Here is a 15,096-nt window from a genome sequence, read left to right as displayed (position 1 = left end):
CCCGATGAGGATGACGGTCGGCGCCTCCCCGCACGTCACTGGCGATGGTAGCTCACGCCGGCGGCGTGCGCCTGGTCGATCGCCACCACCATCCCCGGAATCAACTCCACGTCAGGCAGGATGTTCGCCTTCATGTCGGCGAGCACCGCGTCCGCGTCGAGGCCGCGGGCCTTTGCCAGCATCCCGGAGAGGATGCCGAGGGAGTTGTTGCAGAGAATGAACGTGGCGCCACGCTTCTGCAGCGCTACGATGCTGGCCTGGCGCAATTCCATGCCGAGGATCGTCGGCGCTTCACGCCACGGGTTCTTCGTCGCCGGCACTCCATTGGCGTCCTTCTCGCCGAGGAACTCGCCGATGCGGTACTTCGCCCACATCGCGTCGTTGACCCCCATGAAGGTCGTCATGCCATAGAAGGTGCCGATGGCGTTGATGTCGGTGTCCGGGACGCGGTACGCCTTGTTGTAGGTGTCGTAGAAGTTGAGGATGTGGATGAGCGCGATGCCGCCGGACGACGACAGGGAGTCGAACAGCTGGCGGTGCTTGCCGTGGAGCCTCTTCAGCCAGGCGTCGGCGGGGACCATGGCACTGGCGTGCACATGCGACGGCGCGGCCGACATGGCCGAGACGGATGCGACGATGGCGAGCGCCGTGGCGCCAACCATGACGCGGCGCACGACGGTGTTGAAGCGATGCATGATGATTTCTCCGGTGGTCGGTGGGGCGCGCGGCGGCGCGACGGCCTCGCCGAGCGTTTGGCCGTATCCAGGAATTGCGGAATTCCGGGGGCCCGGCGGACATCTCGTATCACCCACCGGGTTTCTCCTTGTAGATCGAGCCGGGAGGACCCAGATTCTCCGTGCACCAGCCCACGGAGACCATGCAGCCAGGCTCGGCCAACACCGCCGGTGGCGAGGTAACGCGGCTCCTCCGCGCGGCGCGCGGCGGTGACCGCGAGGCCCTGGATCGCGTCATCCCCCTCCTGTACGACGACTTGCGCGCCATTGCCCGCCGGCAACTGCGTCGCGAGTTGGGCGACCGGACCATGCACGCCACGGCGCTGGTCCACGAGGCGTACCTGAAGCTGTCGCGCGGAGTCGGCGGCCGCCGCGGCGGCGGTGCTCTCGCTCGCGCTCGGAGCCGGGGTGGCCGTTAGGCAGGCGACGGTGGCGGAGCGTGAGCGCGTCCGCGCGCAGCGCGCCCTGGCCGACGCCGAGCAGTCGCTGGGCCAATCCGAGAGCGTCACCGGTTTCCTCGTCGGGCTCTTCGACGCCTCGCTCCCGACGTCAGGGCGAGGCGCGGTGACGGCGGAGGACCTGCTGAGCCGCGGCGCAACGCAGCTGGAGGCGTTGCGAGGACAGCCCCTGGTGCAGGCGCGAATGCTGGAAGCCATGGCGCGCGTCCACATGACCATGGCCCAGTACGGGACGGCGCAATCGGAGCTGGAGCGCTCCCTGGCCTTGCGCGTCGCCCGGCTGGGCGCCGACCATGTCGAGGTCGCAGAGACGTTGTTCTATCTCACGGAGGTCCTCCGCAGGACAGGGCGTTACCGCGAGGCGGACTCGCTGGCGCAGCGGGCACAGGCCATCCGCACCATGCGGTACGGCGCGCGCCACCCGGCGACGGCCGCGATACTCGCGCAACGCGCCGGGCTGGCGATCTACCTGCAGGACCTGCGAGGCGCAGAAGAAATGTCGCGACGCGCGCTCGCGATCCGGCGCGCCACGCTCGAACCGGGCGACCCGCGGATCGGGGCCAGCCTGGAGCGACACGCGGCCTATCTGCGCCGGCTCGGCCGGCTGGCCGAGGCGGAGGCAGAGCTGCGCGAAGCCATTGCCCTGTACCAGTCGGCCGCGGGGGCGCGGAGCAGCGATGCCGCATATCTCCAGCTGCGCCTGGCCGACGTCATCCTCGAGGCACGCGGCGACACGGCGCAGGCGGAATCGCTCATGCGCGGGGCCCTCGCCACGAGCCGCGCGACGCTCGGCGAGGACCACATCCGCACCAGCTGGGCCATGGGCGACCTGGCGATGCTCCTGGCGCAACGCGGCCGGTTCGAGGAGGCCGAGCGCCTGGCCCGCGCCGGGCTCGTGATCCAGCGCCGCGCATACGGGCCATCGCATCCGAACGTGGCCGACTACTCACAGGGACTGGTGGCCATCTACATCAGTGCCGGGCGCCCCGCCGACGCCGAGCAGGTGCAACGCGACGTCATCGCCGTGTTCGAGCGTTCGCTCGGCCGGCACCATACCGCGTATGCCGGCGCCCTGGCGGCCTACGCCGACATCCGGCTGGCCCTCGGGCGGCTCGACGAGGCCATCGGGCTCTATCGCCGCGCGATCGACATCCGGCAGCAGCTCTTCGGCAACGACAACGCCGGATACGGGCTCGACCTGTCGAAGCTCGCGCGGGTGTACGCACGCAAGGGCGACTTCCGCCTGGCGGACTCGCTCTTCCAGCGCGCGCTCGCCAACCAGGCGCGGTATGTCGACTCGACGCACCCCGACGTTCGCCGGGTCTACGAGCGCATGGCGGAGCGCTACCGCCTGCAGCGGAACGACACGGCCGCGCGACGTTACGCGCGGCTGGCGCTCCCCCGCTAGCGCGCCTCGCCGCCGCGGCCCCGGCGGCGAGGCCCCCGCCGCTCAGACGATTCCCATGCGCCACATGGCGTAGACGACCGCCATCGCGACCACCCCGTTCACGAGCGTCACGCCGCCGAACGAGATGAGCGCCGAGCGCAGCGGCATGCGCGACAGCGACGTGCAGACCCAGAAATAGCTGGAGTTCATGTACTTCACGATCAACGACCCGGCCGCTCCCGCGAGCATCGTCGCCTCGGGGCTCAACCCCAGCGTCGGCATCATCGGCGCGCTGATGGTGGCCGACGTGATGACCCCGACGGTGGTGGAGCCGGTCACCATGTTGCCCACCACGCCCAGCACGAACGGGAGGAAGATCGCGGGGAGGCCGGTCGAGACCATCCCCGAAGCGATCGCGTCCACGGCCGGCGTCTCGCGCAGGATCTGGCTGAGCGCCCCGCCGAGCCCCGTGACCATGATGATCATGGCCGAGGTGCCTAACGCATTCTCCACCCACTCCCCTCGGCGCGCCGCCGCGTGCTCCGGGCGCGTGCCGCGGTAGGCGAGGAGGACGCCGATGCCGAGCGCCACCACCGGCCACCCCAGGTACGTCATCGCCACGTTCACCATGTGGTCCCTGGGCAGCGCGAAGGCGCTTACCCCCTGCCCCGCGATGAGCGCGAGCGGGATGAGGATCGGCGCATACGCCGCCCAGGTGGACGGGAGCTCCGCCTCGAGCCCACGCTCCACGAACGACTGCCCCGTGAAGTCGGCCGACGGCGGCGAGACGACGCGCGGCCCGACGATCCGCGCGTATCCCCACCCCGCGAAGCTGGCGATGAAGGTCGCGATCGACCCGTACAGGATGACGCGCCCCACGTCGGCGCCCACGATCGCCACCGCGGCCAGCGGACCGGGAGTCGGCGGTACCATGGCGTGCGTCAGCTGCATCGCCCCCACCAGTCCGGTCGCCATCTCGCTCATGTTGAGCCCCGTCCTGATCGCCGCCGAGTGCACGAGGGGGTTGAGGATGATGTACCCCACGTCGGAGAAGATCGCGATCCCGATCACGAAGCCGCTCATGGTCAGGGCGAGCGGCATGTGGCGTTCCCCCACCCAGCGGATCATCGACATGGTGATGCGCTCGACCCCACCGGTGTGCTTGAGCGCCTCGGCCAGGATCGAGCCGAGGACGATCACCACCGCGATGCTCTGGATCGTCTTCCCGAACCCCTGCTCGAACGCCCTGACGTAGTTGGCCCGGTCGATGCCCGGGAGGAGGGCGAAGAGGAGGATCGGGACGAGCAGCGCCGTGAACACGTGCCACTTGAGGCGCGTGATCGCGAGGAAGAGGAACGCCACGACGCCGACCAGGCCGCCAACGGCGATGATGACGCTATCGGTGATGCTGGCGTCCATGCGATACGACCGGGATCGGGAGAGGCGCGCGACGGGCGGGAGAACCTCGGACGGCGATCAGCATTCGGCAAGGTGGCGCAGCTGCTCACTCCGCGAGGGCGTGCCGTACGAGCACGACCGGATGCGTCGCCGTCCGCCCGGTGCCGTGCGCCACCTGCTGGCGGCACGACACCCCCGTCGCCGCGACCTCCGCCTCGGGGGCCCCCCGCACCGCGGGGAACAGGCGCAGCGCGCCGATGCGTTGCGACAGCTCGTAGTGCTCCCGCTCGTAGCCGAACGACCCGGCCATCCCGCAGCACCCGGCATCGAGCACCTGCACGCGCGCCCCCGGGAGTCGCTCCAGCAGCGCGACGCTCGACGCCGTGGCGTGCGCCGCCTTCTGGTGACAGTGGGCGTGGAAGAGGATCGGTCGCTCGCCGCCCCCTCTCGCCAGTTGCAATCCGCCGTCGTCGATGGCAGCCACCAGGAGGTCGTCGACCAACCGCGCCTGCGCGGCGATCGCGCCCGCCCCTTCGTCGCCATGGGCGAGCGCCGGGAGCTCGTCGACCAGGGTGAAGATGCACGACGGCTCGACGCCGACGATCGGCGTCCCCCGTCGCGCCGCGGGGGCCAGCCGCCGGATCAGGGCGCGATGCTGCGCCCGCGCCTGGTCCAGCAGCCCCTTGGAGATGAGCGCGCGCCCGCAGCAGACGTCGTCGACCAGCTCCACTTCCCACCCCGCGCGCTCCAGCAGTTCGATGGCGGCGCGGCCGATCTCGGGTTCGGTGTAGCTGGTGAACGAATCGGCGAGAAGGACGACCTGCCCCCGCGACGTCCCTCCCCGGGAAGCCGCCGCCGGACGCTGCGCGAACCAGCGCGGCAGCGACTCGCGCGCGAACGGGGGGAGGCGACGCCGACGGTCGATCCCGGCCGCGCGCTCCAGGAGGGCGCGCACCGGGGCGGACTGCGCCACCCAGTTGGAGAGCGGGGCCAGCGCCGCCCCGGCGCGATTGAGCAGGCGGACATGACCGAAGAGGCGCGACGCCAGGGGGACGCCGTGGATCGCGTGGCGCGCCGCCAGCGCCTCGGACTTCATCGTCGCCATGTCCACCGACATCGGGCACTCGCTGCGGCACGCCTTGCACTCGAGGCAGAGGTCGAGGACCTCGTGCAGGGCATCGCTGCCTAACGCGGCGCGCGGGTCGGGCGACGACAGGGCGTGGACCAGCGCGTTGGCCCGCCCGCGCGTGGAATGGGTCTCGTCGCGCGTGGCCATGTACGAGGGGCACATCGTCCCGCCGGCGGCGGGCGACTTGCGGCACTCGCCGATGCGCGCGCAGCGGTTGGCCGAGCCGAACATCCCCTCGCTGGCGTCGAAGGCGAAGTGCGTGGGGAGCGCGCGCGGCCTGGCCAGGGCAACGTCGCGCAGGTGGGCGGTCATCCGCGGGGCCTCGACCTTCTTGCCGGGATTGAGCCGGCCGTCGGGATCGAACAGCTGCTTGAGCGACCGCATGGCCGCGTACACCTCGGGGCCGAAGAACCGCTCGTTGAACTCGCTGCGCACCAGGCCGTCGCCATGCTCGCTGCTGTTCATGCCGCCGAACTCCTGCACCAGCGCCAGCACCTCCTCGGCCACCTCGCGGAGCGTCGCCACCGCTCCGGGGCGGGTGAGGTCCATGAAGGGGCGGATGTGCAGGCACCCCGCCGAGGCGTGGCCGTAGAAGCCGGCGCGCAGGCCGCGGCGCGAAAGCAGCTGGGCGAAACGCGCCGTGTAGTCGGCGAGCCGGGCGGGGGCCACGGCGGTGTCCTCGACGAAGGCGATGGCCCGCTCGCGCCCCTCTCCCGCCGCCTGCAACATCCCGTTCCCGGCCTTGCGCAGCTCCTGGAAGCGGCGGCGATCGGCCGGCGACTCGGCGCGCAGCGTGGCGTAGCCGTGTCCGTGCGCACGCCACTGCCGCTCCAGGCGCTCGGCCAGGGACCGGGCCTCGGCCACGGTGTCACCGTAGAACTCGACGAACAGGACGGCGCCGGGGCGCCCGTCCAGCATCGAGACCAGGCCGCCGTGCACCGGTGAGCCGCGCGCGAGGTCGAGGATGAACCGGTCGACCAGCTCGATGGCCGCGGCCCCGCACTCACGCGCGTCGTCGTTGGCGGCGATGGCGGCGGCGACCGACTCGAAGTGCCCGGCCACCGCGACCACCGCCCGCGGCTGCGGCACCAGCTGCACCGTGGCCTCGGTGACGATCGCCAGCGTCCCTTCCGACCCCACGATGAGATTGGCCAGGTTGAACGGGGCGTGCTCGGGGAGCATGCGCTCGAGGCGGTACCCCCCCCGACCGGCGCCAGAAGGCGGGGATGTCTCGCCGGATGGCCGCTGCGTGCCGGGCGATGAGCGCGGGGAGCTCACGGTACAGCCGCGCCTCGAGCGTGCCGCCCAGCGCGCGCTGCCGCACGACGTCGGGGCCGGCGGCATTGCAGCTGCCACGCGATGCGTCGGACCACACCACATCGAGCGCGGCAACGTGGTCGATCGTCATGCCGTAGCGCGCGGAACGCATCCCGCACGAGTTATTCCCGATCATCCCCCCCAGGGTGGCGCGATTGGCGGTGGAGGTGTCGGGGGCGAAGAGCAGGCCATGGGGGGCGGCCGCCCGGTTGAGGTCGTCCTGTACCACGCCCGGCTGCACACGCGCCACGCGCGCCTCGGGATCGAGTGACACGATCTCGTGCATGTGGCGCGAGAAGTCGAGCACCACCGCCCTCCCCACCGTCTGCCCGGCCAGGCTGGTCCCCGCGCCGCGCGGCAGGACGGCCACGCCGAATTGCCGCGCCACCTCCACGGCGGCCACCACGTCGTCGGCGTCCCGGGGAAACGCGACGCCGACTGGTTCGATGGCGTACAGGCTCGCGTCGGTGGAATACAGGTGGCGCGCGTACGCGTCGAAGCGCACCTCGCCGGACAGCGCCGCGCGCAGCGCGGCCTCGCACCCGCTTGCATCTGGCGACATGGAGGCCGGCTCGCGCATCGGCGTCACCGCCCTTCCCATCGCGGGGGGCGCCGGGCCATGAACGCGGCGACCCCCTCGTGGAAGTCGCGGCTCCCGTACACCCGCCGCACCAGGTCGTCGCCCTCCACCGACAGCGCCCCCACCATGCGCCGCAGCACCTCGCGCGTTGCCCGGAGCGTGAGCGGCGCCATGGAGGCCAGCTGGGCGGCGCGCGACTCCACGCGCGCGTCGAGCTCCGCGGGAGGCACCACCTCGAGCACGAAATCGCGCCGCAGCGCCTCGTCCGCGGACATCGGTTCCGCCGTGGCGATCAGCTGCATGGTGCGCGACGCGCCCAGCTGCAACACGAGCCGCGCATGGTTCGCCGGCGACAGCGTGTTCCCCACCGTCCGCGCGATGGGGACGCCGAAGCGCGCGCCCGGCGTGCAGAGCCGCACGTCGCAGGCGGCGGCGAGGATCAGCCCTCCCCCCATCGCCCCCCCCTCCACCACGGCGAGCGTGGGGACCGTGAGCCGCTCCAGCCGCGACACCACTTCCTCGAGACGGCGCTCGTAGGCGACGCCGTCCCCGTCCGAGGTGAAGCCGGCGAACTGCGCGATGTCGGTCCCCGCGACGAAGCTCCCCCCGGCCCCGCGCAGGACCGCCACGCGAACGCCGGGCTCCGCATCGACGGCGTCGAGGACGGCGCCGAGCGCCTCGTACATCGCCCAGGTCATGGCGTTGCGGGCCGACGGGCGGTCGACGGTGACGAAGGCCGTCGCCCCCCGGCGCTCGTATCGCACCCCCCCGCCGGCGGGCGTCATCGCGCGCCGCTCCCCTCGGCCGACGGGCCGGGCGTGGGATGCGCCAGCTCCCCCATCACCTCCGCCGTGTGCTGCCCCAGGAGTGGCGGAGCGCGCCGCACGGCGAGCGGGGTCCCACCCATCCTGACCGGGAAGCCTAACGACTTGATGACCCCCTCCACCGGGTGCTCGATCTCCATCACCATGTGCCGGGCGCGCGTGTGCGGGTCGTCCAGCGCCTGCGCATAGTCGTGGATGGGGCCCGCCGGGACGCCCGCCGCCAGGAGCGCCTCCACCCACTCGTCGCTGGTGCGCGCCGCCAGCACCTCCTCGATCACGCGCACCAGCGCCTCCCGGTGTGCCATGCGTTGCGCATTCGTCCCGAATCGCTGGTCGCTGGCCAGCGCCGGTCGTCCCAGCACGCGGCACAGCTGCTCCCACTGTTGCGGCGTGAGCGCGGCGAGCGCCACATGGCCGTCGCGCGTGGCAAAGACCTGGTACGGGGCGTTGAGGCGATGCGCCGAGCCCATCGCCTGCGGCGCGACCCCCGTGCACCAGTACTCGGTGGACTCCCACACCGAGAGCGCGAGCGCCGCGTCGTAGAGCGAGGTCTCGATGTGCTGCCCGCGCCCCGTTCGTTCGCGCGCCAGCAGGGCGGCCAGGATCCCGGTCGTGGCATACAGCCCCGCTGCGAGGTCGGCGATGGGAATCCCGCACTTGACCGGTGCCCGCCCCGGTTCGCCGGTCACGCTCATGACTCCCGCCATCCCCTGGGCGATGAGGTCGAAGCCCGGGCGGTCGGCGTAGGGGCCGTCCTGGCCAAAGCCCGAAATGCTGGCGTACACGAGGCGTGGGTTCAGCGCCGAGAGGGTGGCGTAGTCGACGCCGAGCCGTTGCGTCACGCCCGGGCGGAAGTTCTCCACCACGACATCCGCCGTGCGCGCCAGCGCCCGGAATCGCTCCCGGTCGGCCGGATCCTTGAGGTCGAGCGTGACGCTGCGCTTGTTGCGGTTGAGGGCGAAGAACGGGGCGTTGTCGTCGCCGGTCATGCGCAGCGGGGCCCCGCCCATCGAGCGGGAGAGGTCGCCGGTGCCGGGGGGCTCGACCTTGATGACGTCGGCCCCCATGTCGCCCAGCTGCATGGTGCAGAAGGGGCCGGCCATCACTTGTGTAAGGTCGAGGACGCGCACGCCATCGAGCGAGAGCGGAACCGTCATGTCGGTACAGTACGCCCCCACACGCAGGCGCGGAATGGCCCGCCGCGCCGCCGCCTCAGTCTCCCCAGCCCGTCTCCGCCGCGAGTCCCGAGGCCCGTCGCTCCTCGGTGATCTCTCGTTCCCGCTCCGGGGTGACGAGCTTCCCCTTGAACCACGACCCAAGGTCGTCGAGGTAGCTGTATGCCACCGGGACGACGACCAGCGTCAGCATCGTCGAGGTGAGGAGCCCGCCGATCACCGCCCGCGCCATCGGCGCCCGGAAGCCGCCCCCCTCGCCGAGTCCGAGCGCCACCGGGATCATCCCGACCACCATCGCCAGCGTGGTCATCATGATCGGGCGGAGCCGGACGACGCCGGCGTCGACCAGGGCCACGAAGCGGTCGTGCCCCATCGCCCGCCGCTCGTTGGCATTGTCGACGAGGAGGATGGCGTTCTTCACCACCAGCCCCATGAGCATGATGACGCCGATCATCGACATCATGTTCAGCGTCGTCCCGGTGAGCAGGAGTGCCAGGAGCACCCCAACGAGCGACAGCGGAAGCGAGAGCATGATCGCCACCGGCTGCGTGAACGACTCGAACTGCGAGGCGAGGATGAGGAAGATGAGGATGATGGCCAGGGCCAGCGTCTCGAGCACGTAGCCCCCTGTCTCCGCCAGCTGCTCGGTGTCGCCGCCGAGCGCGATGTCGTACCCCGGCGGGAGCTCGAGCGACGCCACCCGGGCGGCGATCGCCCGCGAGGCCTCGGACAGCGACGTCTCCAGCGTGAGGTTGCCCGAGATGGTCACGATGCGCTGCAACGCCTTGCGGTCGATCTGCGCCGGCGCGGCCCCCTGCGTGATCGTCGCCACGTCGCGGAGCGGAATCGTCGAGACGCCCGCCACGCCACGCGCCGCCGTCGGCACCGGGATCTGCCCCACGTCCTCGAGCGAGCGGCGGAACTCGGGGGCGAGTTGCACCACGACATCACGCTCCTCACCCGACGGATCCTCCCAGCGCGTCGCCGTCTCGCCCGCCATCAGGGGGCGAATGGTCGCCGCCGCCTGGCCCACATCGATCCCGATCCGGTTGGCCACGTCGCGATCGAGGGCGATGCGGTACTCGGGCTTGGGATCGCCCAGCGACGACTTGAGGTCCACGACCCCCGGCACCTGCCCCGCCTCGCGCAGCACCAGGCTCGCGATGCGCGCCAGCTCCGACGTCTCGGGCCCACGGACCTCGATCGCCAGCGGGGGACGGATCCCCCCGATGTCGCTGGCGATGTACACGCCGGTGCGCAACCCGTGGATGGGCGCCAGCGCCGCGCGAGCCGCGACCATCACCTCCTGCTGCGACCGCGTGCGCCGGGCCGCCGGGTGCAACTTCACGTACAGCTCGCCGGTCGTCACCGTCCCGGTGGCCCCCGAGCCCACGGTGGTGTACACGTAGTTCACCTCCGGCAGCGCCTCGAGCGTGGCGATGGCCTGCTCCACCTTGCCCCGCGTGTACGCCAGGCTCTGTCCCGCCGGTGCCTCGACCTGCACCACGAACTCCCCCTTGTCGGTATCGGGCTGGAAGCTCCCGCCGATGAAGGGGACCAGCGCCAGCGCCCCCACCAGGCTCGCGACGGCGAGCCCCATGGTGGAGCGGCGGTGCCGGAGGGCCCAGGTGATGACGCCCCGGTACCCCTCGGCCTGCCGGTCGAACCAGCGATTGAACGTGCCGATCGCGCGCGTGATGGCGTTACCGCCCTCGCCACCATGGGGGTTCACTCCCCACCACGCGCTCAACATCGGGGTGAGCGTGAACGAGACGAACAGCGAGACGAGCACCGCCCACGACACGGTGAGGCCGAACTGGTAGAAGAACCGTCCGATGATCCCCTTCATGAAGGCCACCGGCGCGAAGACCGCCACGATCGCGAACGTCGTCGCCATCACGGCGAGCGCGATCTCGCGGGTGGCCGTCCCCGCGGCCGTGAAGTGGTCGCGCCCCATCTCCCGATGGCGGACGATGTTCTCCACCACCACGATGGCATCGTCGATCAGGATCCCGATCGACAGCGAGAGCGCCATCAGCGTGAGCATGTTGAGCGTGAAGCCCAGCGCACCCATGAGGATGAACGACGAGATCACCGAGACCGGGAGGGCGAGCGAGGTGATCGCCGTCGCCTTCCAGTCGTTGAGGAAGAGCATGACGATGATGATCGTCAGCACGGCGCCGATCATCAGCTCCTTGATCACGTCTTCCACCGAGTGCCGGATCTGCACCGAGTTGTCGCGGATGACCGACAGCTCCACCCCATCGGGGAGCGTCCCGCGCAGCTCGGCCAGCGCCTCCTGCACGCCGTCGGCGACGGCGACGGTGTTGGCGCCCGAGACCTTGATGACGTCCAGGGCCACCGTGCGCTCGTTCCCGAGCAGGGCGAGCGAGCGCTCCTCCTCGTTCCCGACCTCGACGCGCGCGACCTCCCGCAGGCGCACGGGGCTCCCCCCCCGCGTGGCGACGATCACCTCGTCGAACTGGCGTGGGTCCGTGATGCGCCCGGTCACGCGCACGATGCGCTCGTTGGGCCCCTGCTCCACGCGCCCCGCGGGGATCTCGAGGTTCTGCCGCTGCAGCGCCCCCATCACCTCGGGCACGGTCACGCCCAACGCTTGCAGCTTGCCGGGGATAAGGTTGACGCGGATCTCGCGCCTGAGCCCACCCGAGAGACGCACCTCGCCCACGCCCGACACCGACTCCAGCTTGCGCCGTACGTCCTCATCGGCGAGGGTCGTCAACTCCACCAGCGGCGTCGCCTGGCTGGAGAGCCCGAGCGAGAGGATCGGCAGGGCGCCGGGGTCGAGCTTCTGCACGATCGGCGGGTCGATGTCGCCCGGGAGGTCGCGGCGAATCGTCTCGATCTTCGTCCGGATGTCCTGCGCCGCCACGTCGCCGTCGCGCTCGAGGTCGAACTCCACGATGACCTGCGACACTCCCTCCAGCGACACCGAGGTGATCTTGTCCACCCCCTGCACGGGGTTGAACGCCTCTTCCATGCGCCGCGAGACCTCGCGCTCGACGGTCTCCGCGCTCGCCCCGGGATAGACGGTCTGCACCGTCACGATGGGGATGTCGACGTTCGGGAACTGGTCGATGGCCAGCCCGCGATAGCTGAAGATCCCCAGCACGACGAGCGCCAGCATCATCATCGTCGTGAAGACGGGGCGACGGATGGCGAGGGCGCTGAGCCCCGCTCCGCCCGGTGAGCCGCTGGACATCGCCGCTACTCCTTCGGGGCCACGACGCGGACCGCCGCGCCGTCGACCACGTCCGTGGTGGGGGTGGCGATCACCTGTTCACCGGCGGCCAGGCCGCTGGTCACGGCGACGGTGCCAGCCGCCTCGTCGCGCACGCCCAGCGTGACCGCGCGGCGGCTGATTCGCCCGTTGGCCACGACGTACACATACCCGCCCTTGCCGTCGAGCGCCCCTCCCTGCACCGCCGTCATGGGGATGACGATGGCCGTCACGCTGCCGAGCGCGATGCGCCCGCGCGCAAACTGCCCGCCGACGATGCGCCCCCCGGGATTCGGCAGTTCGACGTGCACCCCGACCTGCCGGGTACCGGGATCGGCGACCGGGTCCACGCGCGCTACCCGCCCGCGGAACACCTCACCCGGGAAGGCGTCGAGGGTGAAGGTCACCGATTGCCCCGCGCGCACGCGCGCCGCATCGTCGACGCCGATCTGCCCCGCGAGGTCGAGGGTGCGCCCGCTCACGACGGTCAGGATCTCATCGTTAGGCGCGACGCTCTCACCGTCGCGCCTCGTGCGGGCGCTGACCACGCCATCGATCGGCGAGACCACGCTGGTGTAGTCGGCGGCCTCGCTGGCGCTCGTCTCCTGCGCCTTCGCCGCCGCCACCTGCGCCACGGCGGCCTCGTACGCCGCCTCGGCACTCTGGCGCTCGATCGCCGACATCGCGCCGGCGGCAAAGAGCGAGCGCGCGGCCTCCAGCCGCTGCTGCGCCAGCGCGCGGTTCGCCTCGGCGGCGGCGACCGACGCCTTGGCCCCCGCCGCCTGGCTCACGATCCCAGCGGCGCGAATCGTCGCCAGGCGCTCCCCGCCCCGCACCGGCGAGCCGCGGTCGACCCGCAGCCCGGTGATCGTCCCGCCCACGCGCGCGCGGAGCGCCACGACCTCCTTGGGCTGCAGGGGGCCGCTCAGCACGACGGCGTCGCCGATCTCGGCCGACCTGGCGACCACCAGGTCCTGCGACGTCAAGACGAGCAGCGCCTTGGCGCGCGTGTCGGAGGCGCCCGGCGCCTCGCCCTTCGCGGCGGACGCCGACGCCCCCTCCCCGCCCGAAGCGCCGCACGCGGCAAGGAAGACCACCGCGCCGACGATCCCCATCATCCGCACCGTGCTGACGCGGGCCGAGCCGCCCCGGGGGGACAGGTGGAGGGGCGGAACAATCTGCAATCGGCGTGACATCGTGCGCTCGTCGGAAAGGTCGGGAGTCGGGACGCACGGCGCGTGTCGGGCGGCGCCGGGGCGTGCGGTCAGGTGCAAGGGGTGCGGCGTGAGGCGCATGGCAGTCACCGCTGGCGGCCGGCAACGACTGCGGGAACGCGCCCGAGGGCGCGGTCGACGCTCGCGTCGGCAAGGAGGAAGTCGGCCGTCGCCTGGGCCAGGTTCGTGCGCGCCTGCAGGAGGGCGAGCCGCCCGTCGGACACTTCGAGCTGCGTGGCCAGCCCCTGTTCGTACCGCAGGACGGTGAGGTCGTGCACGCGCTGCGCCTGCTCCACGTTGCGCGTCCGCGCGGCGATGCTCGCCAGCGCTCGCGCCCGCTCGCCGCGCGCGCGCTGGTACTCCACCTGCACCCCCTCGCGCAGCTGTCCCAGCTGCAATCGGGAGCGCTCCAGTTCCACCTGCGCCTGGTTCAGCTCGGCCGAACGCCGGAAGCCGGTGAAGAGCGGGAGCTGGATGCCGATCGTCGCCGAGACGTCGCGCCGCAGCGGCGCCCCGCCGAGCCCCCACACGGTGTTCGGGAAGCGCTGGCCGCCGTAGTTCACGCGCAGTCCCACCGAGGGGAGGAAATTCCCGCGGGCAATCGTCACCTGCCGTTCGCGGATCGAGACCTGGCGATCGGCCGCGGCCACGGCCGCGCGCTCATCGGCCACGCGCACGGGATCGGGATCGGCGAGCGTGTCGACGCTGGCCGGCGCCACGAGGGCAGTCGTCAGGCGCACGGGCTGCGTCAGCGGAAGGTCGACGAGACGCTTGAGGTCGAGGAGCGACACCTCGGCGCCGTTGCGGGCCTCGACCAGCTGCGGCCGCAGGTTCTCCGCCGCCACCTCGGCACGGAGGACTTCCAGCTCCGACGCCGTCCCTGCCTGCAGCCGCAGGCGCTCCTGCGCCAGGAAGCGCTCGGCCTGGTCGAGCGCCGCCTGGGCAATCTGCTCCAGTTGCTGCGACAGCGCCGCCCGCACATAGGCGCGCCGCACCTGCAGCCCCACCTCGGACACATGCTCGCGATAGTCCAGGCTCGCCATGTCGCGGTACGCGGAGGCAATCCGCAGCGCCGCGCCGACGCGCCCGCCGGAGTAGAGCACCTGCGACCCGGTGATGGTCCCGACGTAGGTGTTCGGGCGGCCGAAGGGGAGCCCGCTGAACAGCGACCCGAGTCCCCCCAACCCGGCCTTCTCGGCGTTCTCCTCGAGGTACTTCAATCGCTCGAGCACCGTTCCGGTCGAGTCGGGCTCGAACTTCATCGAATCGGGGATCGCCATCCCCCCGGTGTTGAACGGCGATCGATAGGTCCGGGTGTACGAGAGCGACGCGTCGATCTGCGGGAGCGCCTGCGCGCGCACGGCGGTGACCTGCGCATCGGCCAGCGAGACCTGCGCGCGGGCCAGGCGCACCTCCTGGCTCTCGCCGAGTGCGCGGGCGAGCGCCTGCTCGAGCGTGAGCGGGATGCTGTCGGCGCCCGCGCGTGCCTGACGAGCAACGGCCGCCGACGCCGCCTCGCCCGATGCCGCAGCAGGAGGGGCGGCGACGCTGGCGGCGCGGCCGGACTGCGCGCCGGCGAGCACCGGCGTGAGGGCGGCAAGTGCCAGGACCGTGGCCACCAGGACACTCGCGACGCGGC

General features: G+C 71.9%; 9 protein-coding genes and 1 pseudogene. 2 read left to right on the top strand and 8 right to left on the bottom strand.

The window, feature by feature from the left end; genetic code table 11:
- Positions 1 to 35 precede the first annotated feature (35 nt).
- Positions 36 to 695 (bottom strand): hypothetical protein, encoded by a 660-nt coding sequence (locus tag ABS52_05020; protein ODT04401.1) that lies wholly within the window; start codon positions 693 to 695, stop codon positions 36 to 38.
- Positions 696 to 856: 161 nt separating this feature from the next.
- Here ABS52_05020 and ABS52_05015 point away from each other — a divergent pair, with 161 nt between their 5' ends.
- On the top strand, positions 857 to 1,153 hold the full coding sequence (locus ABS52_05015; GenBank protein ID ODT04400.1) for a hypothetical protein: 297 nt from the start codon (positions 857 to 859) through the stop codon (positions 1,151 to 1,153).
- Positions 1,116 to 2,600 carry a hypothetical protein gene (locus tag ABS52_05010; GenBank protein ID ODT04399.1) on the top strand — a complete coding sequence of 495 codons (1,485 nt, stop codon included), beginning with the start codon at positions 1,116 to 1,118 and terminating at the stop codon, positions 2,598 to 2,600. Before ABS52_05015 ends, ABS52_05010 begins: the two co-directional genes overlap by 38 nt.
- A 42-nt stretch (positions 2,601 to 2,642) precedes the next feature.
- Here the strand turns inward: ABS52_05010 and ABS52_05005 are convergent, their stop codons facing one another.
- The 7 genes and pseudogenes from ABS52_05005 to ABS52_04975 form a co-directional block, all read right to left on the bottom strand.
- Positions 2,643 to 3,998: a gluconate:proton symporter gene (locus tag ABS52_05005; GenBank protein ODT04398.1), complete on the bottom strand. Its 1,356-nt coding sequence runs from the start codon at positions 3,996 to 3,998 to the stop codon at positions 2,643 to 2,645.
- A gap of 85 nt (positions 3,999 to 4,083) precedes the next feature.
- Positions 4,084 to 7,003, bottom strand: a pseudogene (locus tag ABS52_05000) (FAD-binding protein).
- A 5-nt stretch (positions 7,004 to 7,008) separates the two neighbouring features.
- Complete coding sequence (locus ABS52_04995) at positions 7,009 to 7,788, bottom strand: enoyl-CoA hydratase (protein ODT04397.1); 780 nt, start codon at positions 7,786 to 7,788, stop codon at positions 7,009 to 7,011.
- Positions 7,785 to 8,984 (bottom strand): CoA-transferase, encoded by a 1,200-nt coding sequence (locus ABS52_04990; GenBank protein ID ODT04396.1) that lies wholly within the window; start codon positions 8,982 to 8,984, stop codon positions 7,785 to 7,787. Before ABS52_04990 ends, ABS52_04995 begins: the two co-directional genes overlap by 4 nt.
- A 55-nt stretch (positions 8,985 to 9,039) precedes the next feature.
- A complete protein-coding gene (locus ABS52_04985; protein ID ODT04395.1) occupies positions 9,040 to 12,225 on the bottom strand; it encodes a hypothetical protein in 3,186 nt (1,061 codons plus the stop codon).
- A gap of 5 nt (positions 12,226 to 12,230) precedes the next feature.
- Entirely contained in the window at positions 12,231 to 13,367 is a 1,137-nt protein-coding gene (locus ABS52_04980) for a hypothetical protein (protein ODT04394.1), read from the bottom strand.
- A gap of 176 nt (positions 13,368 to 13,543) precedes the next feature.
- Positions 13,544 to 15,076, bottom strand: a complete 1,533-nt coding sequence (locus ABS52_04975; protein ODT04393.1) for a hypothetical protein — start codon at positions 15,074 to 15,076, stop codon at positions 13,544 to 13,546.
- Positions 15,077 to 15,096 lie beyond the last annotated feature (20 nt).

Source organism: Gemmatimonadetes bacterium SCN 70-22 (genome assembly GCA_001724275.1).
GTDB lineage: Bacteria > Gemmatimonadota > Gemmatimonadetes > Gemmatimonadales > Gemmatimonadaceae > SCN-70-22.
This window is presented reverse-complemented; position numbering and strand designations above follow the sequence as displayed.

Excerpts from the sequence above, each read along its gene's own strand:
- ABS52_05020 (ODT04401.1), bottom strand. The coding sequence starts at position 695 with ATGCATCGCTTCAACACCGTCGTGCGCCGCGTCATGGTTGGCGCCACG.
- ABS52_05005 (ODT04398.1), bottom strand. The coding sequence starts at position 3,998 with ATGGACGCCAGCATCACCGATAGCGTCATCATCGCCGTTGGCGGCCTG.
- ABS52_04995 (ODT04397.1), bottom strand. The coding sequence starts at position 7,788 with ATGACGCCCGCCGGCGGGGGGGTGCGATACGAGCGCCGGGGGGCGACG.
- ABS52_04990 (ODT04396.1), bottom strand. The coding sequence starts at position 8,984 with ATGACGGTTCCGCTCTCGCTCGATGGCGTGCGCGTCCTCGACCTTACA.
- ABS52_04985 (ODT04395.1), bottom strand. The coding sequence starts at position 12,225 with ATGTCCAGCGGCTCACCGGGCGGAGCGGGGCTCAGCGCCCTCGCCATC.